Below are 26148 nucleotides of genomic sequence, written 5' to 3'. Positions count from 1 at the left end.
CTAAGTGATCATACATAGACATTTTACACTCCAAAAAGCGCCTGACACAATGGTCAGACGCTTGATTTTTATGCGTATAAAGGATGTTGATCTGTAAGAGCTGTTACTGCTTTGCGTGCTTCGGCTTTTGCAGTTTCATCTTCGTGGTTTTTCAATAGATTCGCAATGATGCGGCCGACTTCTTGCATGTCTTCCTCTTTGAATCCACGTGTTGTGACAGCAGGCGTACCGATGCGGATACCTGAAGTGACGAATGGTCCTTCTGTATCGAAAGGCACTGTGTTTTTATTCACTGTAATGCCAACTTCGTCCAATACATGCTCAGCAACTTTTCCTGTTAAACCAAGTGATTTCAACTTCACAAGTACGATGTGATTGTCCGTGCCGCCTGAAACTACATCAATACCTTCCTTGTTAAATTGCTCTGCCAATGCCTTCGCATTTTTCTTCACTTGTTGGATGTATGTTTTGAATTCCGGCTCTAGCGCCTCTTTGAATGCAACAGCTTTTGCAGCGATAACGTGCATCAATGGACCGCCTTGAACGCCAGGGAATACCGTTTTGTCGATTTTGCGGCCAAATTCTTCCGCGAATTCTTCGTTCAATAAAATCAAACCGCCACGTGGTCCACGCAATGTTTTATGCGTTGTGGACGTTACGAAATGTGCGTGTGGCACTGGATTCGGGTGCTCGCCTACTGCAACAAGGCCTGCGATATGCGCCATATCGACCATCAAATATGCGCCGACTTCATCCGCGATTTCACGGAATTTTGCGAAGTCGATTTCCTGCGGATACGCACTCGCACCAGCTACGATCATTTTCGGTTTATGCTCAAGCGCTTTTTGACGAACGTCTTCATAGTCGATTTTTTCGTCTTCTTTACTTACACCGTATTCTACGAAGTTGTATAGAATACCAGAGAAGTTTACAGGTGAACCGTGCGTCAAGTGACCGCCATGGGATAAGTTCATTCCAAGCACTGTATCGCCCGGCTCTAGTGCTGTAAAGTAGACTGCCATATTTGCTTGTGCACCTGAGTGAGGCTGCACGTTTGCATAGGCTGCACCGAATAACTCTTTCAGGCGGTCGCGTGCGATATTTTCCACAACGTCGACATGTTCACAGCCACCGTAATAACGGCGTCCCGGATAGCCTTCTGCATATTTATTCGTCAAATATGATCCTTGTGCTTCCATGACTGCCTGTGTAACGAAGTTTTCTGATGCGATTAGTTCGATGTTGGAATTTTGACGGTTCTTTTCAGCCATGATCGCTTCAAAAACAGCCGAGTCATCGCGTTGTACATTGCTTAAGTCCATTGGTTAGTATCCCCTTTTTCTGATGTTTTGTATGCTATCTTGTATTGTACACATTTCATTCGTATTGCGCACGACTTCCGCCGATCAATTTCGGTCGTGTCGTGGCCAGTGTGATGATTGCTTCACCGACTTGTTTAATGGATGTGCGAATCGGCACGACGACAGGTTTCAATTGCATGCCTATCAAGGTTTGGCCGATGTCAATACCGGCGTTTGCCTGTACGGACTCCACTACTACCGGATCTTTGAATTGCTGATAGACGTACGCAGACATGGAGCCGCCCGCATTGACGACCGGTATGACAGAAACAGGTTCCAATTGAAACTGTTGGGCTGTCTTGCGTTCAATTGTGACAGCGCGATTAATATGCTCGCAGCCTTGAAATGCTAAATGAATCTGATGCTGGTCTGCAAATTTCCGAAGCGGTGCGAATAATGCTTCACCAATCTCCAGCGCGCCGTTCGTACCGATCCGCGCACCTGCTACCTCAGACGTGGAGCAGCCAACGACGAAAATCGTATTAGCTGCAGGTGGCGCTTGTTCCGCAAACTCAGTCAATGCCTGTTCGAGTTGCAATTTCCATAATTCAATCGCATCCACATGTTCCACCCACTTTCATTATTGCTTTTCCAAGTCCATCATTTTATCAATACGGCGTTCATGACGACCGCCTTCGAATTCAGTTCCAAGCCAAGTGCTGACGATTTCGCGCGCAAGACCAGGCCCGATGACACGCTCGCCCATCGCAAGAATGTTGGAGTCGTTATGTTCTCGTGTTGCTTTTGCACTAAAGACGTCATGTACGAGTGCACAGCGGATGCCTTTTACTTTGTTCGCTGCAATCGACATGCCGATGCCAGTCCCGCAAATCAAGATTCCGCGGTCGGCTTTTCCTGCTGCTACGTCGTTGGCTACTGGTACTGCGTAGTCCGGGTAGTCGACGGAAGCGCCGGAATCTGGTCCGTAGTCGACAAATTCTATGTCGAGTTCGGTCAATAGATTGGTGATTTCATTTCGGAGTTGGTTGCCTCCATGGTCTGAAGAAATTGCAACTTTCACTGCGCACCCTCATTTCTATTTTTACTTATCGCTTATTCTACCACTGTTCAATAAAAAAATCATCGGTTTTACTGCATTATTTTTGAGGTTTTCATGTCTGAATTAGGGAGATTCGTCAAAAACACGAATATTTATCAACTTAAAGACGATTAACGTCCGTGTGTTTTCGAATTAGGGTGACGGGTTTGCTACCGTTGATTTCCGCTACAGATGGGACGCTTTCCGCGGGGCGCGGGTGAGTCGCCCATCTTCCGCTACAATCAACTAGTTTAGCCCATTGAATAGGGAATCGTATATTATAAACAAAGCTAGGTGATGAAGTAAATGCTACATCAATACTTTAACTTTTGCATCCAGACAAGAGAAGCCGAGTAATGAACCAAAATTTCACAGCACCGCACCAAAGCATTGCCAGAACGAACCAAAAACCTTTTGGACCGCACGTTAACAGCACTGCACCGAACCAATCCTTGTCTCATCCGCACCAAACAAGTCGGACACCGAACCTTTCCACCCGTTTCGCATACCCCCTGAATAAAAAAACAGGCCCCTATGAATAGTCAATAATTCCTGACTTCATAGTAGCCTGTCCACCTATTAATCCATCAATCAACCGAGCGATCGAATTTGCGGATTACTTTGTAGAGTTCTTCGGATTGTACTTTAAGTTCCATCGCTTTGGCGTCAGTTTGTTCTATGGAAGCGACTTGTTCCTCTGTGGCGGCTCGTACTTCTTCTGCGCCCGCTGAAGTAGCTTCTGCGATGGATGCGACTTCCATGGATTGTTTGGCTGTTAGTTCAATTTTTTGCATTTGCTGACTGACGATTTCACTGATTTCTACGACCGAGGCTGCCATCGTGTGAATTGTTTCGGTCATGGATTGTACGTTTTCGTTTGTTTTCGTTGCGCGTTTTGCCTCGGCTGAAGCTGTGTCGACTTGTTGTTTCATTTCGGAAACGACTTTTTTGACGTCTGCTTGGATGCTTTGAACAAGTGTGGAAATCATTTGAACAGCTTTTGCGCTTTCATCGGCTAAGTTACGTACTTCTTCCGCCACGACAGCGAAGCCTTTTCCGTGTTCTCCTGCACGTGCCGCTTCGATGGATGCATTGAGCGCCAGTAAGTTCGTTTGTCCTGCGATGTTACCGACCAGTTCGACGATTTCTCCAATTTTATGTGCATTTTCATCTAGCACTTGGATTGTTTCCAATGAATGTTCGCTCTGCTCCGTCATTTGATGGATACCCGCCAACACCGATTGGAATACATCTGTGGTCGTGTGGAGTTCTTGCAGCATCGCTTTGGAGTGCTCCGAAGATTGGCCCGCCCGACTGTTGACTTCCATAGCCAATTGACGAACATCTTCAATTGCTCCGACCGTTTCCTGGATTGCGCTTGCTGTTGATTCTGCCCCATTGGAAATTTCTCCGATTGTACGCGCGATGGCGTCCGATTGACCGGATGCCGAGCTTGTCTCTTTCGTCAACGCGTCTACTGATTGAACGGTCGTTTGAAAGTTTGATTCGATTTGTTCGATGATGCTCCGCAAGTTCACGACAACTTGCCGGAATGCTTTCGCGACTGAATGAATTTCATCAGATGAATTTGACAGTTCGATATCGTGCCCAATCTTCCCATCTGCTACTCTCATCGCAGCTGTTTCCAATCGCTGCAATGGTTTCGTTAAAATCACACTGAATAATGCCGCCAAAATACCTGACCATAAAACGCCAAGAGCATATGTGATCAGTTGAAATACAAATGGCTTTACATTGGGGAAGAATGTCGGTTGTACCCAATTAATGAACACCGCACTCGTTGAATAAGTGATGACTGCGAGAATGACGATAAAATAGACAAACTTTTTTCGCAGACCCACTTTCCTTGTTCTTGTTTCCGTCATAAATTTCCCTCCGAGAGCTTTCGGGTTACCGCTTTAATAAGTTCTGTTAGTTCCATGAACGTTGTACGGTATGTCGCTAAGTCGCCACCATATGGATCATGGACGTCAAAACCATTCTTCTCCCCTACATACTCCTTTAATGTGAAAATCTTTTCCTTCATTTCGGGATAGCTGCTGTGCAGGAAATCCCTGTGGCCAACTGTCATTGTCAGGACGAGGTCAGCCCACTGCATTTCAGAGAACTTGAGTTCATTTGAAAATTCACTGTACGGAATTCCGGCTTCCTTCAGCAATTGAGCGGAATTCACGGAAATCGGCAGTCCATCCATTGAGTGGATGCCTGCAGATTTTGCCGTGACGCCCGGCAACTTTTCATTATTCAACAGAGCTTCCGCTAAAGGACTTCTACATGTATTACCTGTGCAAATAAAATAAATATTCATTTTCCTCACCTACTATAAATAATAACGGATTTATGAGAGAAAAGAAACACTAATTGTTAAAAGATAAAGGACATTACACCTATAATAATGAAAACAATTCCAGTAATGCGTCTAATATAGGTTCCATTGATCAATTTAATACGCCCTGTGGATAACAATGCGACAATAGAAAAGACGAATGAAAAGAAACCTGACACAAAAATGAATAGCCACTTATTCAATTGCATCATGCCAAATGTCACACTGACAGTGAAGGCATCGATACTGACGAGCAATGCCAAGAAAAAAGGCGAGATTTTATCCATTACTGAAGGCTGTTCTCCGTCATCAAGTAACATATGGAGACCGACTAGTCCAATTAGGACACCCGAAAGTAGGGGACCCCATCCTGCAAAGAAGTGGACAGTCCACTCGCCCATATAAAACCCGACTAGCGGCAATAGCATATTCAAAAAGGTAGTCCATAGCGCGATCATGAATCTTCCGCGCCGCAATTGAAGAATTGTGTAGACGATGAGGATATCGATCGTCGTAACGACGGCCGCTATGATTTCAATCAATGAGTAAGCCCCCTTACAGTTCGCATCTATCCATCTTATGCGTCTGCTTCAGGGGGCTATTCGTCTTTTGTTTTATTCGAAATATCGTTTGCCGTCGGAGGCTTTATCCAATCGATTCATGACAGCTGCCCCTATACCAGCTTGGTCGGTTTCGATCGCCAAGATGATGTCTGCTTCGGTGTTGTCACATTGACGAATCGCCTTGTACAGATGCGCAGCCATTGCTTCACTGCTGTCGAGTGCACCCGTTGTAAAGTACCAATCCGCTTTTGCCGTGTGCAACTCGTCTGGCCCGATGACGGCAGCCCGTTTACCTTGACGATGAATACTGTCGAGTGCATCCTCTAATTTTGAAGCGTCCGATTCGATGACGTATAAAGGCGCTTCCGGTGCATAATGGGTATATTTCATTCCAGGAGCGCGCGGTGTTTCTGTTTCATCTTCTGATTTTGACGCCAAATGAACTGTTCCGATCAAAGCTTCCAGTTGTTCTTTGACGATGCCGCCCGGACGCAAAATGACGGGTGGTGTGACGGTGACGTCCAGTACTGTGGATTCTACACCAATACCTGTCGCACCACCGTCTAAGATGAGTGGAATCCTACCAAATAAATCGTGGTATACGTGCTCCGCCTCTGTCGGGCTAGGTTTACCGCTGCGGTTCGCACTCGGTGCAGCGAGTGGAAGTCCAAGTTTTTTCAATAATTGCAGTGCCACAGGATGATCCGGCATACGAATCGCCACTGTCGCCATGCCTGCCGTGACGGTTTCCGCGATGACTCCCGGCTTCTTCTCCATTACCAATGTCAGCGGACCAGGCCAGAAAGCTTTTATTAATTGTTCTGCTACTTCAGGCACTTCCGCAACAAAGCGCTCCATGTCTGACTTTCTTCCGATATGTACGATGAGCGGATTATCGGCAGGTCTTCCCTTCGCCTCAAAGATTTTCCGCACAGCTTGTTCGTCCGTAGCAACAGCTCCCAATCCATATACTGTTTCAGTAGGGAATGCAACAAGACCTCCTGATTTCAGGATATCCACAGCTTGTTCATATGTTTTTTCGTTATCCACGAGGTTATCCACTGAGTTTAGTATTGTTTCCATCTGTCCAACCCCCTCTTATACACATTTCATTCAATTTATCCACAAAATCTGTGAATAGTTTTACGAAAACCATGATTTTATCCACTCCCAGACGAAGAACTTAACAGGCTCTTCTTCTGTTTCAGTTACTGTCGCTTCCTCTGGATAACAGACTTTGGGGAATAGTGCACACCACCAATTATCCCCTTTTCCTTTGCCGATTTTCAAAATATAGGCATCATAAACGTCCTGCTGCTGAATCGCAAAACCAATTCTCTTCGGCGGAATAAGTGCAGCTTTGTGTTCAAATGTTACAGCTGAACCATTTGCATATTCTCCAGCAAGTTGTTCGATCGTAGGTTCCAAATGTTGAAGCCTGTCATGCAACTGTTGTTGCGTCGTTGACTGACTGATCGCCTGATCGAGTAGTGGTGCAATCTTTTTCTGTACTTCTTGTTTTATCCGTTGATCCTCAGCGGTATTTGAGTTTGCTAGAATACGAAATTGAGCTACTTCACTTGTTGGTACCTCTTGATTGAATAATAACAGTACCCCTTGAATCGCTAACAGCACGAGTATAAATTCTATAGAAGCAATTAATTTTGAAGTTTTTGTCGGTTGTTTTTTAATCGTGTAATCTTGTAACATGTCATCCCCTCCTGAATCTATCATGACCCGAAGGAAGATGTTTTATTCACTGAATCTCACAAAATATCATTCGATCTTTTTTATTAATATCTTGCACGATGTCTACATTGGCTTCAGGGAAGGCTTTCTGTAGGAATTGCTGCACAATTTCACCTTGTTGATAACCGATTTCAAATCCGATCAGCGCCCGTTTATTCATCAAAGGAGCTAACCGTTCTGCTAGTCTTCGATAAAAGTACAGTCCATCCTCTTCGGCAAATAAAGCGGAAGACGGTTCGAAGTCAAATACCGTCGCCGACATATCGCTTTTTTCATGTTCTGCGATATAAGGAGGGTTGGAAAGAATGACATCCCATGTTTGTCCCATGAGCGGCTCCTCCATGTCACCTTGCCGAAACGTTATTTCTACGTCATTGCGCTGCGCATTACGTTTGGCTACTTGCAACGCTTCTTCACTAACATCCGTCGCGGTCACTTGTGCATTGGGTCGTTCTTTTTTGAACGCGACAGCAATCGCCCCACTTCCTGTCCCGATATCTGCAAATTGAATCACCTTGTCTCCAAACAGCCGTCTTGCACGACTCAATGCATAGAATACCAATTCTTCTGTTTCAGGCCGAGGGATCAGGACACGTTCATTCACTTCGAAGGAATAGCCATAAAATGATTCTTCTTCAAGAATATATTGAATTGGTTTGCCTGTTAAAAGCTCTTCAATATACTCCCAAAATAGCGAGCGAGATTCTTCCGGTAATTGATCACGGAGTGCGGCAAAATAACCCGCCCGACTTTTGCCTGTTACAGCTTGCATCGCCAACTCAGCTGCATTCACATCCAGCTCTTTCGCATTCAATAGTTGCTTCGCACGCTGTACAGATTCTAGAATAGTTTCAGTCATTTTGATCCAAACTTTCCAAGCGGTGTGCTTGTTCTTCAATTATTAACGCATCGATCACTTCATCCAATTTCCCTTCGATGATCTGATCAAGCTTTTGGATCGTCAAACCGATTCGGTGATCAGTTATTCGGTTTTGAGGGAAATTATATGTCCGGATACGCTCTGAGCGATCTCCTGATCCGACCGCCGATTTACGTTTCTCATCGTATTCTGCACGCGCTTCTTGCATAAATTTATCGTAGACACGTGCACGCAATACTTTCATCGCTTTTTCTTTGTTTTTAATTTGAGATTTTTCATCCTGACATGACACCGTGATGCCTGTTGGCAAATGCGTAAGCCGGACTGCAGACATTGTCGTGTTGACGGACTGTCCACCGGGTCCAGATGAAGCGAATGTATCGGTACGGACATCTTTGTCATGGATTTCGATCTCTACTTCTTCCGCTTCCGGCAAACAAGCGACCGTGGCGGTGGATGTATGAATTCGACCGCCTGATTCGGTTTCCGGTACACGCTGTACGCGGTGTGCTCCATTTTCGTACTTCAGTTTTGAATAGGCACCGTTGCCGTCAATCATGAAAATGATTTCCTTGAAGCCGCCAAGCTCTGTTGGTGACGAGTCGATCACTTCCACTTTCCAGTGATTCATCTCAGCAAAGCGAGTATACATACGGTATAGGCTGCCTGCGAATAGAGCGGCTTCATCTCCGCCTGCCGCACCTCGGATTTCCATAATGACACTTTTATTGTCATTGGGATCTTTCGGAACGAGCAAAATCTTCAACTGTTCCTCGAGCGGCTCGATTCGGTCTTCCAGTTCATCGATTTCCATTTTGACAAGTTCTTTCATTTCGTCATCGAGTGGTTCTTCGAGCATATCTTTCGCATTTTTGTATTGTGCTTGGACTTCTTTATATTCTCGGTACACTTCAACGGTTTCCTGCAAATCGGACTGTTCTTTGGAGTAGTTTCGAAGTTTTTCCAAGTCATTCACAATTTCTGGATCACTCAGAAGTTCATTGAGTCGATCATATCGGTCTTCTACTGCTTGCAGTCTGTCGAACATAATGCGTTCACCTCTTCTGTAGTATGGGTTTTCAGGATATAGCAGAACCGCCTATCCTTTCGTGCATATGGATAGACGGTGAATTATCTTTATTTTGCGCGCTCCGCTTGACCGACTGGGACTTCATGGTGTTGGCGGCATCGCGGTTCGTAGGCTTCCGACGCGCCAACGAGAATGATCGGATCATCGTATCGGGCAGGATTTCCATCGATCAATCGTTGCGTCCGACTTGACGGAGATCCACAAACGGTGCAGACCGCCTGAAGTTTTGTGACGAGTTCTGCTACTGCCATCAATCGTGGCATTGGCCCGAACGGTTCGCCCCTGAAGTCTTGGTCGAGCCCGGCGATGATGACGCGAAAACCGCGATCGGCTAAACTGATCGCGACGTCTAGAATTTCTTCATCAAAAAATTGTGCTTCGTCAATGGCGACCACATCGAAATCATCTGTGACGAGATTCGGAATTTCATTGGCTCTCGCTATCGGATTGGCGATCATTGATGTGCCGTCATGGCTGACAACAGCTTCCTCGCTGTATCGATCATCGATTGCCGGCTTGAATACCGCTATTTTCTGTTTAGCGAATTCCGCCCGGCGAATCCGGCGAATGAGCTCCTCCGATTTACCTGAAAACATACTGCCGCAGATGACTTCCATCCAGCCGCCTTGCATTGAAACGTACATGGTCAATCTCCTTTCAGTGTCGTGCTATGTATGGTGTGTTTTGGCTAGGGTTATGAGCGTGTAAGCACAAGTTACAAGCGCACCGGTCTTGCTTTTGAGCGCGTTTTCCTGGGTTATGAGCGCTTACCCACTGTTTATGATCGTTCTCTGCTTTTACTTATAAAAATACCCGTCTGGCACGACTGCACCTGACGGGTATCTGGCATTTGATTACTCTTGTCCTTCTGACTTGATGCCGTATTTTTTGTTGAAACGGTCGACACGGCCGTCCGCTGCAGCAAACTTTTGGCGTCCAGTGTAGAATGGGTGACATTCTGAGCAAACTTCTACTCGAATATCCTCTTTTACAGAACCTGTTTCGAATGTATTGCCACATGAGCAAGCAACTTTTGCAAGTTTGTAATCTGGATGAATTCCTGCTTTCATCGGTCTCTCTCCTCTCGCCCTGAACCATCTGGAACAGAGTATGAATTATAGGGTGTTTTATTGACCGATTGCCAATAAAACGGATCGATGCCGTACACGGCCCGTATATGTCAGCCGCATATGCAGTGCACGGTGAATACCGTACTTGAACAGTATAGCAAAATCGAGTGTTCGGCGCAACTGTTTGATTTGGGTTTTTATTGGGCTTTAGGGCGCCAATAAATGCTTAAAAATAAAAGATTAATCAGTGAATGTCCGGGATTTGCGCTCTGGGTGGACGCTTTCCGCGGGGCGCGCGGTGAGCCTCCTCGTCGCTTCGCTCCTGTGGGGTCTCACCTGTCGCGCTAATCCCGCCGGAGTCGCCACCCGCCGCTCCAATCCCTACTTTTTGATGGGAAGTATAATGGCTAGTTCATTGTAATTTATTAGCAATAAAGTGATGCTTCCTTACAATAATGCTCAAAGTTTAAAAGTTAATACTAAAAAATATTGCCCGCAGGCTAATTGTCCAAAAAATCACTTACGACCTTAAACTAAGTCAATGAAAGATGCCAGTTTTGTACTCTGAGTGTGTGAACTCTTCTCAGATCTAAACAACTACAAGGAGCTTGCTATGTGTCTCTACACACTAACTATGGATTGGAGCGGAAGACGGTCGACTCCGGGAGGATCAGCGTGCGCCTTGAGACCCTGGACTGAGCGAAGCGAAGGAAGCGGCTCAAGCCACGCCCTCCGGAAAGCGTACCGTCTGGAGCGTAAATCCCGGAGTACATACTACTTCGCCTCCACTGAGAGCGCAAATCCACGGACCACACCTCCTATCACCACTCTTCGCTAACTTAAATCAATCCCTTACCCTTACGATGGGCTTTCATTTCTTCATTTAATTTCTCAAAAAATTCTTCGTTGTTTTCGGATTGACGAAGTTTTTTCAGGAAACGTTCGGCAAAGTCCGGAGCGTCGGAGAAGGTTTTTCGGATAGCCCATAGTTTTTCTAACTTTTCTTTCGGAATGAGCAGCTCCTCTTTCCGTGTTCCGGAACGGCGGATGTCGAGTGCCGGGAAGATTCTGCGTTCAGCCAGGCTTCGGTCTAGATGAAGCTCCATGTTGCCCGTTCCTTTAAATTCTTCATAGATAACTTCGTCCATGCGGGAGCCCGTTTCGATGAGGGCCGTTGCCAGGATTGTTAGGCTTCCGCCTTCTTCCAAGTTACGTGCTGCACCGAAGAATCGTTTTGGACGGTGGAATGCGGCCGGATCAATCCCTCCGGACAATGTACGTCCGCTCGGCGGGATCACTAAGTTAAATGCACGAGCCAGTCGGGTTATGGAGTCCATTAAAATGATGACATCACGTTTATGTTCAACTAAGCGCATTGCACGTTCCAATACGAGTTCAGCTACTTTGACATGGTTTTCCGGTACTTCATCAAATGTAGAGCTGACAACATCTGCTTTGACAGAACGCTCAATATCGGTTACTTCCTCAGGGCGTTCATCGATCAGCAAGACGATTAGTTCAGCTTCCGGATGATTCGTCGTGATGGCGTTGGCGATTTCTTTCAACAGCATCGTCTTCCCTGCTTTCGGCGGTGCGACGATCAATCCACGTTGGCCGAATCCTACAGGTGATACGAGGTCCATGATACGTGTAGATATACGACTTTGTGTCGTTTCTAATTGAATTTGGCGTTCTGGATACAATGGGGTCAATGCTGGGAAATGAACACGTTCACGTGCCACTTCGGGATTTTGTCCATTGACTGCTTCAACCTGCAGCAAGCCATAGTATCGCTCATTCTCTTTTGGCGGACGGACTTTCCCTGTTACTTTATCGCCGTTACGCAAATCAAAGCGACGGATTTGGGAGGCAGATATGTATATATCCTCTGAGCTCGAAGAATAGTTGATCGGTCGTAAGAAACCGTATCCTTCTGATTGGATAATCTCCAATACACCTTCCATGAAAAAGAAGCCTTCTTGCTCGGCACGAGATTTCAAAATAGCGAAAATTAATTCTTTCTTTGTCAGCTTGCCATAGTTCGTGATTTTAAACTCCTTCGCTAGTGCATATAGCTCTTTCAGCGTCATATTCTCTAGGTCTGCAAGGGTAATCATTGTCATCTATGCGTACACCACTCTTCATTTATAGTATAAGAAAATTTCGACGCGAGAAATAGAAAGGAAGATACTTAGTGCGCTTCCTTTCCTTTTATCTGAATTAAGCAGAAAACTCCCATCTCAATAGATAGTGAAATGAATGCGAGTTCGTTATTGTTCAGAGAGTATTCGAACGCCATTATGCCAAGGCATAATTCATTACGTGCATTATGGTTTTATAGTTTCAGGAAAAAGTGACCCGGCTGTGACGCCGGGTAATGAGGGAGTTAGTCTTGCATAACGAGAAGTGGTTTTTTCTTCATGCTGTGGCGACCTTCGACAAAGCGGATTGTACCTGATTTAGAGCGCATGACAATCGAATGTGTTCGGCTGTATGTCCCTTTAAACTGTACACCGCCAAGCAATTCGCCGTCTGTTACTCCAGTCGCTGCGAAAATACAGTCGTCTCCTTTAACCAAGTCATCCATTTTTAGGACTTTATCTACATCGATGCCCATCTTGATGCAACGTTCTCTTTCTTCGTCATTGGAAGGAACAAGACGCCCTTGGATTTCTCCACCTAAGCATTTTAAGCCGACTGCTGCGATGACACCTTCAGGAGCCCCGCCTCTTCCGAATAAAATATCAACGCCTGTATCGTCAAAAGCCGTATTCAAAGCGCCTGCTACATCGCCGTCTTCAATCAACTTGATACGCGCGCCAGCTTGGCGAATTTCTTCGATAATATCTTTATGACGTTCACGATTTAAGACAGAAGCAACGATATCGGAAACAGATTTATTTTTCGCTTTTGCTACAGCTTTCAAGTTATCTGTAACGGACGCGTCAATATCGATTTTGCCAACTGCTTCCGGACCCACCGCAATTTTATCCATATACATATCAGGTGCATTCAAAAGGTTTCCTTTATCTGCAACAGCAAGTACCGCAAGCGCATTCCAGCCACCAGCAGCGACAATATTCGTACCTTCTACAGGATCGACCGCAACATCCACTGCCGGTCCATGGCCCGTTCCTAGTTCTTCACCGATATAGAGCATTGGCGCTTCATCCATTTCGCCTTCACCAATAACGACAACACCTTCCATCGGAATTGTGTCGAAAACCGTCCGCATGGCTTCTGTTGCTGCATCATCCGCTTCATTCTTCAAACCGCGTCCCATCCAGCGAGCTGCCGCAACGGCTGCCGCTTCTGTAACACGTACTAGTTCCATCGATAAACTACGTTCCATACTGTTTTGTTCCTCCTGTTTGCGGTAAGGCGCTCGACGCGTTTTACCTTCATTTGCCTACGTCCGCATCCATCATTACTTAAATGACTTTACTCTGGATGTGTCGTTGCAGTCTATTATACACGAAATCGATAATTGTCGTCACTCAGAAATAGAAGCTGTTTTGAGTCCTTCTACTTTGTTGATATCAGCACCGAGCATTTTTAGCTTCGGAATAATTTGGCTATAGCCGCGTTCGATATGTTCAATTCCCTGGATTTCTGTTTCTCCGCTGGCGATCAATCCCGCAATTATCAATGCTGCACCAGCCCGCAGATCCGTTGCGCGTACTGTAGCAGCCTGCATTGCTGTCGGTCCGGTAATAATTGCCGAGCGACCTTCCACTCTTCCATCTGCGTTCATTCGGCGAAGTTCATCTATTTGTTTGAACCTTGCCGGATAGATAGTGTCAGTCAGGATTGATGAACCTTCCGCTTGTGTTGATAGCACACAGAACGGCTGTTGGAGATCTGTAGGAAACCCTGGATAGACGAGTGTTTTGACGTCAACCGCCTCGAATTTCTCTGTCTTCGGAATGTAGATTTGTTCTTCTCCGACTTCTACTTTGACGCCCATTTCACGAAGCTTGGCGGTGACTGCTTCAACATGCAGCGGTATGACGTTGTCGATCGTGATGCCGTCTCCGATTGCCGCTGCCATAATCATATAAGTACCCGTTTCGATCCGATCCGGGATGATTGTGTGCTTAGTGCCATGAAGTTTTTCCACACCTTCAATCCGAATGACGTTCGTACCGGCCCCTTTGATATTCGCGCCCATATTCGATAATAATGTCGCTACATCAATGATTTCAGGCTCTTTCGCAGCATTTTCGATAACTGTTTTTCCTTTTGCCATGACAGCGGCCAACATAATATTAATGGTGGCACCGACACTGACTACGTCCAAATAAATTTTGGCACCGCGCAATTCATCTGCCCGCAAATAAATGGCACCATGTTCATTCGTGACTTTTGCTCCAAGTGCTTCAAAACCTTTGATATGCTGGTCAATCGGCCGAGGTCCTAAGTGACAACCTCCAGGCAAGCCAATCACCGCATGCTTGAACTTGCCGAGCAGCGCGCCCATCATGTAAGAAGAAGCGCGAAGCTTTTTCACGTTGCCATTCGGAAGTGGCATGGAAACGATTTCTGAAGGATCGATCGTCATCTTGCCTTCTTCTATTTCTACATTTCCACCAATCTCTTCCACTAGTTTTTGCAATGTCATAACATCTGAAATCTCCGGAAGACCTGCAATCGTTACAGGTGAGTCAGCAAGAATGGCTGCGGGAATAAGAGCAACCGCACTGTTTTTCGCACCGCTTACTCTCACCTTCCCCTGAAGCCGATTTCCGCCTTTAATTTTGTAAACGTCCATTTCGATCTCCTTTTATTTGAATTCAGCAGTCTACCACACTTCTATATGTGGCGGTAAGAATGCAAATGTTTTTTTCAGTTCAGCGGGTGTTCTAAGGCCCGCTGAATCCAAATAAAAGCCTCCGGCGGATGTCATGGATTTTGTAAGGAGTATAAAATAGGAACGCAGTCTTTGCTCCACATTGTACAGCAAAGACTGCATGACCTGCATCATGCAGGCCTCGATTCAAAATCCAGACGCAATCACACCGCGGCATGATTGATTTCGTCACTTATTCGTTCTAGTTTCCCAGTCTTTCAAAAATTGATCGATTCCTTTAGCTGTTAACGGATGTGCGAATAAACTCTTCAACACGTTGAATGGTGTCGTCGCGATATGAGCTCCTGCTAATGCGGCGGCGGTAATATGCTGAGGGTGTCTGATTGAAGCTGCAATGATTTGTGTATCTAGATCGTGGATTGTGAAAATGTCAGAGATGGTTTCGATTAATTCGACCCCGTTTTGACCAATATCATCCAAGCGCCCAATAAAAGGCGAGACGTATGTTGCGCCTGCACGCGCTGCAAGCAATGCTTGATTGGCACTGAAGACGAGCGTGACATTCGTTTGAATGCCTTCCGCTGCGAACACTGAACAAGCTTTCAATCCTTCAGGCGTCATCGGTAGTTTCACGGTAATATTTTTTGCGATGCTTGCAAGTTTACGTCCTTCTTCAATCATACCTTCCGCGTCGAGCGAAATGACTTCCGCGCTGACAGATCCTGGTACGAGAGCCGTAATTTCTTTTAAGCGATCGTGAAATGAAATATTTTCTTTTGCTACAAGTGAAGGGTTGGTCGTCACGCCGGAAACAATGCCCCAGCTGTGTGCTTCTTTAATTTCATCAAAGTTTGCGGTATCTATGAAAAATTTCAAGTGAATGATCCCCCTGCTAGTTTGTTTTTTGTCTTAATTCAAATATAAAAGAAGGAGACATAATTTGCTCCTCCTTTTTTCTATCCGGTTATTCCTGATTTACGCTTGCTGAGAACTGCCAAATTCACGCATCTTGCCGATGACAGTTTGTTTGATTGCTTCGCGCATTGGGCCAAGATATTTACGTGGATCATACACTTCAGTATCTGCTCCAAGTGTTTCACGCACTGCTTTCGTGCCTTGAATCTGATTTTCAGTGTTGACGTTAATTTTAGATGTGCCCAATGAAATCGCACGTTGGATATCCTTTAACGGAATCCCTGTGCCGCCATGCAATACGAGTGGCAGATCGCTTTGGCTTGAGATCTCTTCCATTTCTTTGAAACCTAAGTTCGGCTCCCCTTTATATGGTCCGTGTACTGAACCAAGCGCTGGAGCTAAGCAATCGATACCTGTCTTTTCCACCAATTCTTTACACTCAGCAGGATCTGCGTAGATCACGCCGTCTGCAATGATGTCGTCTTCCTGTCCACCAACGACTCCAAGTTCAGCTTCTACGGATACGTTATGCTGTTTTGCGAAGTCCACTACCTGCTTCGTGATTTCGATGTTTTCCGCGAGTGGTTTAGAAGATGCATCGATCATGACGGATGTGAACCCGGCTTCAATCGCTTCTTTACATTTTTCGAAGCTGGAACCGTGGTCTAAATGAATGGCAACAGGCACAGTTGTACCGTAATCTTCCATTAGTCCTTTAACCATCATAACAACGGTTTTGAAGCCGCCCATATAACGAGCCGCACCTTCGGAAACTCCTAAAATGACTGGCGATTTTTCCTCTTCAGCAGCCTGCAAAATCGCTTGTGTATATTCTAAATTATTTAAGTTGAATTGACCGATTGCGTATCCTTGCTTTTTTCCTTGAATCATCATTTCTTTCATCGAGACGAGTGGCATGCAAAATTCCTCCTTGAGTTGTCTACGGGTTTCTGTCTGTTTTCATTATACTTTCTGCTCTCTAGCATACCAAATCCACTTCATTATTACTACTGTCATGCGTCCTGTGTTTGCAACCTTTTTAAGACCGTGTCCCGTACTTCAAATATATCAAACGGCTTGGTGAAATGATTGTCAATGCCGAGTCTCCCAGCTTCTTCTGTCAACTCAATTTCACTGTAAGCTGTCATCATCATGACAAGAGCATTTGGAGTTCGCTTTCTAATTTCGCGCAGAACTTCAACACCGTTCATGCCAGGCATTTTCATGTCCAGCAAGATACAGTCTGGTTGCAGGTATTCTAATTTATCCAAGGCTTCTTTTCCATTTGAAGCTAATGTCGTTCCGAGACCTGCTTGTCTGAATATTTCTTCCAACAGCAACCGAATGCCTGGCTGGTCATCAATTATCAATATTTGCTTCAATCCATTCACCTTCTTTATTTATTTCATTAGCAACAAGATTTTGCAACAGTACATACAGTGTAACCGATTTGCTGAGAGGATGAAATTACCTTTTCGAGTTCCAACGCTTTAATCTATTAAAGCGTTCAAGGAAATTTCATATCTAAAGTTTGTCTATACTTCTCTATTGTATATTATTCGCAACAATCCAAAGTTTTCCTTCTTTTTTCAGCAATCTGTTTTTGCACTTCTAACTCTTGTCTAATATACTAAATCTTTGGAGGGATACAATTGAAAATATTAACGACACAGATCAGAGGACTTTTAGAGCGGATCTCAGGATCTCAGGAGGAGGCAATCGAGGAAACAGCTCGGCTGCTTGCACAGGCACTAGTAGGTGAAGGACGGATCATCCTTGCTGCTTTTGATGAGATGGAAGCTGTTACAGCTACCGCTTTACACGGTGCGGAACCATTGCGGCAGGCTGTTCGCTATACTGGCGATATTTCCCTTACTACAGCCGATCGCGTTTGGCTGATTGTTAGAAAGGCAGATCATCCTGCAGCCGTTCAATTGGCAAAACAACTGGCGGATCAATTCATTCCATTCGCTGTATTGGCAGCCGATTCAGCAGAGGACTCCAATGAACTTGCCGATCTTGCTTTAACGTACATATCCACCGGCTTGAAAAAAGGACTTCTTCCCGGACCAACAGGTGAACGCATTGTCGAGCCACACGCACTCGCTGCTCTCTTCATTTATGAAGCTGTAAAACTGTCGCTGGATGAATTATTGGATGATGAATAAGTTAAATAAATGTGAAAAAGCCAACAGAATTCTATAGGATCCTGTCGGCTTTTTCCTTTTTAACGATGATCCAATGCAGCGCGGATAAATTCGCGGAACAATGGTTGTGGGCGTGTCGGACGGGATGCAAACTCCGGATGGAATTGGCAGCCTACGAAGAATGGGTGCTCTTGCAGTTCCATAATTTCGATCAAGCGGCCGTCCGGGCTGATACCAGAAACGATAAAACCAGCTTCTTCCAACTGCGCACGATAAGCTAAATTAATTTCATAACGGTGACGGTGGCGTTCATAAACAAGTTCTTCACCATATGCAGTGTACGCTTTCGTATTTTCTGAAAGTTTACATGGGTATGCGCCAAGACGCAATGTGCTGTCTGCTTCATCCGCCGTACGGCAATCCGGATGGAATGTCGTAATTTGGTGTTCTGTATTTGCGTCAAACTCCAAGGAATGAGCATTTTTCAAGCCAAGAACGTTTCGCGCGATATCGGTTGCTGCTAGTTGCAAACCTAAACTGATTCCAAAAAACGGAACTTTATGTTCGCGTGCATATGTGATCGCTTCGATCTTCCCATCGATTCCGCGATCTCCGAAACCACCTGGAACAAGAATTCCATCGACATCTCCAAGGAATTCTTCAACATTCTCTACAGTGACTTCTTCGGAATTAATCCACTTGATCTCCACATCTGTATCGAAGGCATAACCTGCGTGACGCATAGCTTCAACAGCAGAAATATACGCATCTTGTAGCTCTACATACTTTCCGACAAGACCGATTTTCACTTTTTCTTTCAGTGATTTAACCAACTTCACAAGTTCTTCAACTTCTGCCAACTCTGGCTGTGGTGTTTCCAATCCAAGGAAATCGACAACAATTTGGTCCATATGTTGTTCGTGCAAACGAAGCGGCACTTCATACAATGTTTCTGCGTCCAGTGCTTCGATCACTTCTTCTGGCTTGATGTTACAGAATAACGCAATTTTATCTTTCATTTCTTGCGGTACAGGATACTCACTGCGCACCACAATCATATTCGGCTGGATCCCAAGACTTCTCAGTTCCTTAACGCTGTGCTGAGTTGGTTTTGTTTTCATTTCGCCTGCTGCATGGAGGTATGGAATTAATGTGTTATGGATGTACATGACGTCGTCTTTGCCTAAATCTGTCTTCAGCTGGCGGATTGCTTCCAAGTAAGGCAAGGATTCGATATCGCCGACACTTCCCCCGATTTCCGTGATGACTACGTCAGCGTTCAACGTTTCGCCTGCACGTTTAACGAGTTCTTTAATTTCATTTGTAATATGTGGAATTACTTGTACAGTAGCTCCTTTATATTCACCGCTGCGCTCTTTTCGTAAGACTAGGTCATAGACTTTCCCCATAGTGACGTTGGAGTAGCGATTGCATTTAATGTCGATAAAACGCTCGTAATGTCCGATATCGAGATCCGTTTCCGCGCCATCTTCCGTTACGAACACTTCACCGTGCTGGTATGGACTCATCATGCGCGGATCGATATTGATGTATGGGTCGAATTTTTGATTGGTTACTTTCAAACCGCGATTTTTCAGCAATCTCCCGAGTGATGCAGCGTTGATTCCTTTACCTAAGGACGAGACAACGCCGCCCGTAATAAAAATATATTTTGTCATGTGTGGTTCCTCCATTTGTTCTTTTTACATGCTCGAAGGCTAAGATGAAAAATCAAAAAAGCGCCCCAGTTGTAGCATAACTACAATAAGGAGCGCGTATACACGAATTCATGTGTCCTTTTCAGGAGCCCATACAAATCTTATATTTTCAGGCGCCAAAAGTCAAGTCTTGTTATTCTTCTTCCTCGAAGTCTTCCTCTTCTTCATCGTCCTCTTCATCTTCTTCATCAAGGTCGATTTCTTCATCAGGAATTACTTCCAAGTCGTCATCCGGATCAATCAGGTCTTCTTCGATTTCGATAACTTCCTCGTCTTCCTCTTCGTCGTCCACGTCTTCCTCGTCTTCTTCGCCGAGTTCTACATATTCTTCATCGAAGAGTTCTTCGTCCTCGTCATCTTCTTCAATCTCTTCTTCGTCATCGTAGTCCTTTTTCTTCTTTTTCTTTTTGCGGACTTTTACGACAGGTGCTGTTTCTTCTTCGATTTGGTCGACTGGATACCATTCGCGTAAGCCCCAGCGGTTGTCTTGGATAGCCAGGAATCTGCCATCAATGTTCAGATCTGTATAGAATTGAACGAGGCGTTCTTTTAGGTCTTTGTCGGAAACACCCGTAAGTTTTTGAATTTCGTCCATCAGTTGCTGTAGGGTAAGAGATTCACGTCGTTCAGTAAGGATTTGGAAAGTAATATTAATGAACGACTCTTCTGCTAATTGTTCTTTTGTCATTTCATGGATATTCAATGTATGGCACGTCCTTTCTTCAACACATAAGCATAGTTTACATTATATACAGTTTGTGTTCCAATATGCTACATTCTTTTGCTTCTCTTTACGTTTCTGTATTCTTTGATAGTCAGACACCCTAGGTAGATGGCTGTGAAGGCGAAGGGTATTACTCCTAGACCGCTGCTATAAAAGATGAATGTGAGAAGAAATAGAAGCACAATTATGATCAAATGATAATACCATCTCACCTTCAACACATCCCTTTCTATTCGTTCTTTTCATTATACAGATAAAATTACCAGTTTATCCACTTTGATGTGAAGTGATTTTGTATGTAGGGTTGTTTATGAGCGCAGAACAAGGTCCTATGAGCGTGGCGAGTGGCTTTACGAGCGTGAAACGGGACTTTATGAGCGCTACGAGTAGTTTTATGAGCGCGGAGCAAAACCTTATGAGCGCCGTTTCACACTCCACCCTGCAATCTCAAAAAAGCTGCGTGATTCACGCAGCTTTCTCGGGGTAATTACATATTTCTTCGGTACTGGCCGCCTACTTCATATAAAGCGTTGGTGATTTGACCTAAGCTTGCGACTTGTACGGTTTTCATCAATTCCGCGAAGACATTGCCTCCTGAAACAGCTGTTTGTTGAAGATTCCGCAGTGCCTGTTCAGCTTCTTCTGCGTGCGCCGACTGGAAAGCCCGCAAGTTGCGGATTTGCGCTTCTTTCTCTTCCTTTGTTGCGCGTGCCAGTTCCATATTGTCGATATCTTCTTCAGATGGCGGATTCGGGTTCAAGTACGTATTGACGCCGATGATCGGCAGCTCACCTGAATGTTTTTTCATTTCGTAGTACATCGATTCTTCCTGGATTTTACCTCGCTGATACTGTGTTTCCATCGAGCCCAGTACGCCCCCGCGGTCATTCAGACGATCGAATTCTTGAAGTACCGCTTCTTCTACTAAGCTTGTCAGCTCCTCGATGACGAATGCTCCTTGCAGAGGATTTTCATTTTTCGACAATCCATGCTCTTTGGTGATAATCATCTGAATCGCCATCGCACGGCGTACAGACTCTTCCGTCGGTGTCGTGATCGCTTCGTCGTACGCATTCGTATGCAGCGAGTTACAGTTATCCTGCAAAGCCATCAATGCCTGCAATGTCGTGCGGATATCGTTGAAGTCGATTTCCTGCGCGTGCAAACTGCGGCCCGAAGTCTGGATATGGTACTTCAACTTTTGGCTGCGTTCATTGGCGCCGTATTTATCGCGCATCGTAACAGCCCAAATGCGACGAGCGACACGTCCAATCACCGTATATTCCGGATCTAGCCCATTCGAGAAGAAAAACGACAGATTCGGTGCAAAATCATCAATATTCATTCCGCGGCTCAAGTAATATTCGACGTACGTGAAGCCGTTAGCCAATGTGAAGGCCAGCTGGGAAATCGGATTCGAGCCTGCTTCCGCGATATGGTAGCCTGAAATCGAAACAGAATAATAGTTACGAACTTTTTTATCAATAAAATACTGCTGGATATCGCCCATCAGTCGCAATGCAAATTCCGTAGAGAAAATACAGGTGTTTTGACCTTGGTCTTCTTTCAGGATGTCCGCCTGCACTGTGCCGCGTACCGTTTGGAATGTCATTTCACGTACATCGGTGAATTCCTCGACAGTCAGCGGACGACCGAGCTCTTGTTCTTTCTTCCGTACTTGCTGATCGACAGCAGCATTCATGAACATTGCCAAGATGATCGGTGCAGGACCGTTGATCGTCATCGAGACCGAAGTGGACGGTGCACAAAGATCAAATCCGGCATAGAGTTTTTTCATATCTTCAAGTGTACAAATACTAACGCCCGATTCGCCGACTTTACCATAAATATCCGGACGTTCATCTGGATCTTCTCCGTAAAGCGTGACGGAGTCGAATGCCGTTGATAAGCGTTTCGCGTCATCGTCTTTCGATACATAATGAAATCTGCGGTTCGTACGCTCCGGTGTCCCTTCACCCGCAAATTGGCGCTTCGGATCTTCACCTTCACGTTTGAATGGGAAAACGCCGCCCGTGTAAGGGAATGAGCCCGGCACGTTTTCACTGTAGACCCAGCGTAAGATTTCTCCATAGTCTTTATACTGTGGCAAGACCACTTTCGGTATTTTCAGCCCGGATAGACTGACCGTATTGAGTGCAGTCCTAATCTCTTTATCTCGGATCTTGACGACATATTCGTCTTGTTTATACGACTCTCTCAAAGACTGCCAGTTCTTCAACGTGCGCTTTGATTCACCTGTCAGCTGCTCTTCTATACCTTCTTTTAAACTAGTCAATGAATTCAAGAGCGCTTCATTGGAATCAGCTTCCTTGACAGCTTCAATTGCACCTTCCAATTGGAACAGTCGGCGCGCAAGCTCTTCTTGCTGTTTGGATTTCGCATGGTAATTACGAACGGTCGCGGCGATTTCACGCAAATAATGACTGCGGTCAGGCGGGATGATGACTGTCTGTTTTTGATTCGTCACAGATTCCGCGTAACTTGTTGTCCAGTCGAGGCCAGCTGATTTATTCAACTGTTCGACCAATGCTGCAAACAGAATATTCGTTCCTCTATCATTGAATTGGCTGGCGATCGTACCGAATACCGGCATGTTTTCCAACTCTTCGTCAAATAACAGATGGCTGCGTTGGTACTGCTTGCGGACTTGGCTCAATGCATCTTCAGAGCCTTTACGTTCGAATTTATTGATGACAATCAAATCTGCAAAGTCGATCATATCAATCTTTTCAAGCTGTGTCGGTGCGCCAAATTCACTCGTCATGACATACATCGAGACATCGGAAATGTCCGTAATCTGTGCGTCACCTTGCCCGATACCGCTCGTTTCAACGATGATCAAGTCGTAGCCTGCCGCTTTCGTCACATCAAGCACATCATGAATCGCAGTCGTCAACTCCGAACGTGAACCCCGCGTTGCCAAACTACGCATATAGACGCGGTCAGTGAAAATGGCGTTCATACGGATTCGGTCACCGAGCAACGCACCGCCTGTTTTTTGCTTCGTCGGATCGATGGAAAGAATGGCGACACGTTTATCAGGAAACTCTTGCAAGAAACGTCGAATCAATTCATCAGTTAATGAACTTTTTCCCGCCCCCCCAGTGCCCGTGATTCCGAGTACCGGCGTCTGCTTGGAAAGACTTCGTGCATGCGCAAGCAACTGTTCAGCTGCCTTATCCTTATGCAAATGCTTTTCTTCAACGTAGGTAATCAAATTAGCCAGGATTCCCGGTGTCTCTGCTGTGAGTTTTTCCAGATTGGCTTCTTCATTTTCGGGAGTAGTGGAGAAGTCGGATAGCTCCATGATGCGGTTGATCATTCCTTGAAGACCCATTTTCCGCCCATCCTCCGGAGAGAAGATCCACTGGATGCCATATTCATGCAGCTCTTTGATTTCTTTCGGAATAATGACGCCTCCGCCACCACCGAAGATTTTGATATGAGAAGCACCGCGTTCTTTCAGCAGATCATACATATATTTGAAATACTCAACATGCCCGCCTTGATAAGAAGAAATTGCAATGCCTTGTACGTCTTCCTGAATGGCAGCGTTTACAACTTCCTCGACAGATCGGTTATGTCCAAGATGAATGACTTCCGCTCCGGTCGATTGTAAAATTCTTCGCATGATATTGATTGATGCGTCATGCCCGTCAAATAAACTGGATGCCGTCACAAAACGGATATGGTGCTTTGGTTTGTAAATTTCCTCAGTTGCCATTTGCTCTCCGCCCTTCCTAAACAATGACTTCCGCCACAGAACAAATCCGCAGCGGAGCCTTTTATTTATTTCGCAAGTCCATTAATGATTTGATCCGTCTGTATCTGAATATACCGTTCAAGTGAATAAGTGTTGCGCAGCGCCCATCTTCGGAATGACCACATTTGGCCTTGTACAAGAATATGATGCGCAGTGAGCGATACTTCCTCAGGACCGATACGCAGATTGCCGGCTTCCATACAGCGTCGTACAATCATTTCAAACAATTCCACCATTTCAAGTTCTTTCGTCAGCACATAACGCAGTGCTTCACTTGGCAAGGACTTCGATTCCTGATACATAACGACAAACTCATCGGACATGTCATCAATCAGTTCATAGTACTTCGCTATCGCCATGCGCAACCCTTCCACCGTGTTGTCATTCGTATCCAATTCAGAAAGACGGATCTTCACTTCGTGATAAATATGGTCACAAACGAGATATAAGACATCTTCTTTCGTACGAATATACTCATACAACGTACCGATGCTGAAGCCAGCTTCCTTGGCGATTTCGCGCGTTGTCGTTCGATGGAACCCTTTCGCGATAAATAGTTTCACGGCGCCTTGGCTAATTTGTTCGCGTCGTTTCTGAATCAAATCTTCGTCTTTCACGGTAGATTTCACTTCATGTTTTGGCATTGGGTCCCTTCCCTTCCCCTCTGTTATTTTGTCAGCATACGAGAGATGACGAGACGTTGAATTTCTTGTGTTCCTTCGTAAATTTGAGTGATCTTCGCGTCACGCATATAGCGTTCCACTGGGTAGTCTTTAGTATAACCATAGCCACCGAATACTTGAACCGCTTCTGTCGTGACTTTCATCGCTGTATCCCCAGCCATTAATTTTGCCATGGCGGATGCCTTACCGTATGGCAGGTCATTAGATTCCAGCCATGCTGCCTGATACGTCAACAGACGGGATGCTTCGATGGAAGTCGCCATGTCTGCCAGCTTGAAGCTGACACCTTGGTTCGCAACAATCGGTTTTCCGAATTGTACACGCTCTTTCGAGTAATTCACCGCTGCATCGAGTGCGCCTTGCGCAATACCGACTGCTTGTGATGCAATCCCATTTCGTCCGCCATCGAGCGTTTTCATTGCGATAATGAATCCGTCGCCTTCTTCGCCGAGAAGGTTCTCTTTCGGCACACGACAGTTATCCAAAACGACTTCTGTAGTAGGTGAAGAACGAATCCCCATTTTCTTCTCTTTCTTACCTACTGAGAATCCTTCAAATGAACTTTCTACAATAAATGCACTCGTCCCTTTATGTTTTGATTCTGGGTCCGTTACAGCAAAGACGATATATGTGTCCGCGATGCCGCCATTGGTGATGAAGATTTTCGAACCATTCAGTACATAGTCATCGCCATCTAGTTTCGCTGTTGTTTTCATACCGCCTGCGTCTGAGCCGGATCCTGCTTCCGTTAAACAGTATGCACCGACTTTCTTACCTTCCGCAAGAGGACGCAGGTATTTTTGTTTTTGTTCTTCGTTGCCGTATTTGAATAGCGGCCATCCTGCCAGTGAGGTATGTGCGGACAGGACAACGCCTGTGGATGCGCAAACGCGTGAGAGTTCTTCGACCGCGATAACGTAGGCCAGATAGTCGCTGCCGATGCCGCCATATTCTTCAGGCCACGGGATTCCCGTTAGTCCGAGTTCAGCCATTTTGTGAAATATGTTCATGTCGAAGCTTTCGTCTTCGTCGCGCTGTGCTGCGGTTGGCGCGACTTCCTTTTCTGCAAAGTCGCGTACCATTTTTCTGATCATTTCATGTTCTTCTGATAGTTTAAAATCCATTTTTTCTCCCACCCTTTATGTTTGTTTAAAGTTGTTTTCTGGTTAACAATGGCTTGTGGTCCGGGGATTTGCGCTGCAGGCGGACGCTTTCCGTAGGGCGTGGCTTGAGCCGCTTCCTTCGCTTCGCTCAGTCCAGGGTCTCAA

At 45.5% G+C, this 26148-nt stretch carries 24 protein-coding genes; 1 reads left to right on the top strand and 23 read right to left on the bottom strand.

All coding sequences use genetic code 11. From position 1 onward, the window contains the following. Nucleotides 1-68: 68 nt before the first annotated feature. The 18 genes from glyA to MKY93_RS02900 all read right to left on the bottom strand — a co-directional run bounded on the left by glyA (nt 69) and on the right by MKY93_RS02900 (nt 17206). Nucleotides 69-1322 carry a serine hydroxymethyltransferase gene (glyA, locus tag MKY93_RS02985; RefSeq protein WP_078817029.1) on the bottom strand — a complete coding sequence of 418 codons (1254 nt, stop codon included), beginning with the start codon at nt 1320-1322 and terminating at the stop codon, nt 69-71. Between the two features lie 55 nt (nt 1323-1377). Further along, nucleotides 1378-1923: a TIGR01440 family protein gene (locus tag MKY93_RS02980; protein WP_139365943.1), complete on the bottom strand. Its 546-nt coding sequence runs from the start codon at nt 1921-1923 to the stop codon at nt 1378-1380. A gap of 18 nt (nt 1924-1941) precedes the next feature. Beyond that, nucleotides 1942-2382, bottom strand: a complete 441-nt coding sequence (gene rpiB, locus MKY93_RS02975; protein ID WP_009766213.1) for a ribose 5-phosphate isomerase B — start codon at nt 2380-2382, stop codon at nt 1942-1944. A gap of 605 nt (nt 2383-2987) precedes the next feature. Continuing rightward, on the bottom strand, nt 2988-4286 hold the full coding sequence (locus tag MKY93_RS02970; protein WP_340758195.1) for a methyl-accepting chemotaxis protein: 1299 nt from the start codon (nt 4284-4286) through the stop codon (nt 2988-2990). After that, nucleotides 4283-4729 carry a low molecular weight protein arginine phosphatase gene (locus tag MKY93_RS02965; protein WP_221835138.1) on the bottom strand — a complete coding sequence of 149 codons (447 nt, stop codon included), beginning with the start codon at nt 4727-4729 and terminating at the stop codon, nt 4283-4285. Before MKY93_RS02965 ends, MKY93_RS02970 begins: the two co-directional genes overlap by 4 nt. A 56-nt stretch (nt 4730-4785) precedes the next feature. After that, nucleotides 4786-5289 carry a manganese efflux pump gene (locus MKY93_RS02960; protein ID WP_078817026.1) on the bottom strand — a complete coding sequence of 168 codons (504 nt, stop codon included), beginning with the start codon at nt 5287-5289 and terminating at the stop codon, nt 4786-4788. A 72-nt stretch (nt 5290-5361) separates the two neighbouring features. After that, nucleotides 5362-6393 (bottom strand): L-threonylcarbamoyladenylate synthase, encoded by a 1032-nt coding sequence (locus MKY93_RS02955; protein ID WP_078817025.1) that lies wholly within the window; start codon nt 6391-6393, stop codon nt 5362-5364. A 60-nt stretch (nt 6394-6453) separates the two neighbouring features. After that, nucleotides 6454-7020 (bottom strand): stage II sporulation protein R, encoded by a 567-nt coding sequence (locus tag MKY93_RS02950; protein WP_176132499.1) that lies wholly within the window; start codon nt 7018-7020, stop codon nt 6454-6456. Nucleotides 7021-7066: 46 nt separating this feature from the next. Continuing rightward, complete coding sequence (gene prmC / locus MKY93_RS02945) at nt 7067-7918, bottom strand: peptide chain release factor N(5)-glutamine methyltransferase (RefSeq protein ID WP_078817023.1); 852 nt, start codon at nt 7916-7918, stop codon at nt 7067-7069. Beyond that, nucleotides 7911-8987 carry a peptide chain release factor 1 gene (gene prfA, locus MKY93_RS02940; protein WP_221835147.1) on the bottom strand — a complete coding sequence of 359 codons (1077 nt, stop codon included), beginning with the start codon at nt 8985-8987 and terminating at the stop codon, nt 7911-7913. The genes prmC and prfA overlap by 8 nt, the downstream gene beginning before the upstream one ends. 89 nt (nt 8988-9076) lie before the next feature. After that, nucleotides 9077-9673, bottom strand: a complete 597-nt coding sequence (locus MKY93_RS02935) for a thymidine kinase (protein WP_009766223.1) — start codon at nt 9671-9673, stop codon at nt 9077-9079. Between the two features lie 210 nt (nt 9674-9883). Continuing rightward, nucleotides 9884-10099: a 50S ribosomal protein L31 gene (gene rpmE, locus MKY93_RS02930; protein WP_009766224.1), complete on the bottom strand. Its 216-nt coding sequence runs from the start codon at nt 10097-10099 to the stop codon at nt 9884-9886. A gap of 839 nt (nt 10100-10938) precedes the next feature. Next, the gene (rho, locus tag MKY93_RS02925; protein WP_009766225.1) at nt 10939-12222 is read right to left on the bottom strand and encodes a transcription termination factor Rho; all 1284 of its coding nucleotides are present in this window, start codon (nt 12220-12222) and stop codon (nt 10939-10941) included. Nucleotides 12223-12485: 263 nt separating this feature from the next. Continuing rightward, a complete protein-coding gene (gene glpX / locus MKY93_RS02920; protein WP_009766226.1) occupies nt 12486-13451 on the bottom strand; it encodes a class II fructose-bisphosphatase in 966 nt (321 codons plus the stop codon). 141 nt (nt 13452-13592) lie between these two features. Then, entirely contained in the window at nt 13593-14870 is a 1278-nt protein-coding gene (locus tag MKY93_RS02915) for a UDP-N-acetylglucosamine 1-carboxyvinyltransferase (protein WP_009766227.1), read from the bottom strand. Nucleotides 14871-15137: 267 nt separating this feature from the next. Beyond that, nucleotides 15138-15785, bottom strand: coding sequence for a fructose-6-phosphate aldolase (gene fsa / locus MKY93_RS02910; RefSeq protein ID WP_009766228.1), 648 nt, complete (start codon nt 15783-15785; stop codon nt 15138-15140). A 99-nt stretch (nt 15786-15884) separates the two neighbouring features. Next, nucleotides 15885-16742, bottom strand: coding sequence for a class II fructose-bisphosphate aldolase (locus MKY93_RS02905; protein WP_078817380.1), 858 nt, complete (start codon nt 16740-16742; stop codon nt 15885-15887). A 95-nt stretch (nt 16743-16837) separates the two neighbouring features. Beyond that, a complete protein-coding gene (locus tag MKY93_RS02900) occupies nt 16838-17206 on the bottom strand; it encodes a response regulator (protein ID WP_040758514.1) in 369 nt (122 codons plus the stop codon). 270 nt (nt 17207-17476) lie between these two features. Here MKY93_RS02900 and MKY93_RS02895 point away from each other — a divergent pair, with 270 nt between their 5' ends. Then, nucleotides 17477-17992, top strand: a complete 516-nt coding sequence (locus MKY93_RS02895) for a DUF2529 family protein (protein WP_009766231.1) — start codon at nt 17477-17479, stop codon at nt 17990-17992. Between the two features lie 59 nt (nt 17993-18051). Here the strand turns inward: MKY93_RS02895 and MKY93_RS02890 are convergent, their stop codons facing one another. The 5 genes from MKY93_RS02890 to MKY93_RS02870 form a co-directional block, all read right to left on the bottom strand. Beyond that, the gene (locus tag MKY93_RS02890) at nt 18052-19650 is read right to left on the bottom strand and encodes a CTP synthase (protein WP_340758194.1); all 1599 of its coding nucleotides are present in this window, start codon (nt 19648-19650) and stop codon (nt 18052-18054) included. A gap of 172 nt (nt 19651-19822) precedes the next feature. Further along, nucleotides 19823-20392 carry a DNA-directed RNA polymerase subunit delta gene (rpoE, locus tag MKY93_RS02885; protein ID WP_009766233.1) on the bottom strand — a complete coding sequence of 190 codons (570 nt, stop codon included), beginning with the start codon at nt 20390-20392 and terminating at the stop codon, nt 19823-19825. Nucleotides 20393-20900: 508 nt separating this feature from the next. After that, nucleotides 20901-24158, bottom strand: coding sequence for a fused isobutyryl-CoA mutase/GTPase IcmF (gene icmF, locus MKY93_RS02880; RefSeq protein ID WP_078817381.1), 3258 nt, complete (start codon nt 24156-24158; stop codon nt 20901-20903). A 65-nt stretch (nt 24159-24223) separates the two neighbouring features. Beyond that, entirely contained in the window at nt 24224-24841 is a 618-nt protein-coding gene (locus tag MKY93_RS02875) for a TetR/AcrR family transcriptional regulator (protein ID WP_340758193.1), read from the bottom strand. 23 nt (nt 24842-24864) lie between these two features. Further along, nucleotides 24865-26004 (bottom strand): acyl-CoA dehydrogenase, encoded by a 1140-nt coding sequence (locus tag MKY93_RS02870; RefSeq protein WP_340758192.1) that lies wholly within the window; start codon nt 26002-26004, stop codon nt 24865-24867. Between the last annotated feature and the right edge of the window lie 144 nt (nt 26005-26148).

Source organism: Sporosarcina sp. FSL W7-1283, assembly GCF_038003105.1.
GTDB classification, from domain to species: Bacteria; Bacillota; Bacilli; order Bacillales_A; family Planococcaceae; genus Sporosarcina; species Sporosarcina newyorkensis.
This window is presented reverse-complemented; position numbering and strand designations above follow the sequence as displayed.

Bases quoted from the DNA above. Each gene is read 5' to 3' on its own strand.
- glyA (WP_078817029.1), bottom strand. From the start codon at position 1,322: ATGGACTTAAGCAATGTACAACGCGATGACTCGGCTGTTTTTGAAGCG.
- MKY93_RS02970 (WP_340758195.1), bottom strand. From the start codon at position 4,286: ATGACGGAAACAAGAACAAGGAAAGTGGGTCTGCGAAAAAAGTTTGTC.
- MKY93_RS02965 (WP_221835138.1), bottom strand. From the start codon at position 4,729: ATGAATATTTATTTTATTTGCACAGGTAATACATGTAGAAGTCCTTTA.
- MKY93_RS02955 (WP_078817025.1), bottom strand. From the start codon at position 6,393: ATGGAAACAATACTAAACTCAGTGGATAACCTCGTGGATAACGAAAAA.
- MKY93_RS02950 (WP_176132499.1), bottom strand. From the start codon at position 7,020: ATGTTACAAGATTACACGATTAAAAAACAACCGACAAAAACTTCAAAA.
- prmC (WP_078817023.1), bottom strand. From the start codon at position 7,918: ATGACTGAAACTATTCTAGAATCTGTACAGCGTGCGAAGCAACTATTG.
- prfA (WP_221835147.1), bottom strand. From the start codon at position 8,987: ATGTTCGACAGACTGCAAGCAGTAGAAGACCGATATGATCGACTCAAT.
- MKY93_RS02935 (WP_009766223.1), bottom strand. From the start codon at position 9,673: ATGTACGTTTCAATGCAAGGCGGCTGGATGGAAGTCATCTGCGGCAGT.
- rpmE (WP_009766224.1), bottom strand. From the start codon at position 10,099: ATGAAAGCAGGAATTCATCCAGATTACAAACTTGCAAAAGTTGCTTGC.
- rho (WP_009766225.1), bottom strand. From the start codon at position 12,222: ATGACAATGATTACCCTTGCAGACCTAGAGAATATGACGCTGAAAGAG.
- glpX (WP_009766226.1), bottom strand. From the start codon at position 13,451: ATGGAACGTAGTTTATCGATGGAACTAGTACGTGTTACAGAAGCGGCA.
- MKY93_RS02915 (WP_009766227.1), bottom strand. From the start codon at position 14,870: ATGGACGTTTACAAAATTAAAGGCGGAAATCGGCTTCAGGGGAAGGTG.
- MKY93_RS02905 (WP_078817380.1), bottom strand. From the start codon at position 16,742: ATGCCACTCGTCTCGATGAAAGAAATGATGATTCAAGGAAAAAAGCAA.
- MKY93_RS02890 (WP_340758194.1), bottom strand. From the start codon at position 19,650: ATGACAAAATATATTTTTATTACGGGCGGCGTTGTCTCGTCCTTAGGT.
- icmF (WP_078817381.1), bottom strand. From the start codon at position 24,158: ATGGCAACTGAGGAAATTTACAAACCAAAGCACCATATCCGTTTTGTG.
- MKY93_RS02875 (WP_340758193.1), bottom strand. From the start codon at position 24,841: ATGCCAAAACATGAAGTGAAATCTACCGTGAAAGACGAAGATTTGATT.
- MKY93_RS02870 (WP_340758192.1), bottom strand. From the start codon at position 26,004: ATGGATTTTAAACTATCAGAAGAACATGAAATGATCAGAAAAATGGTA.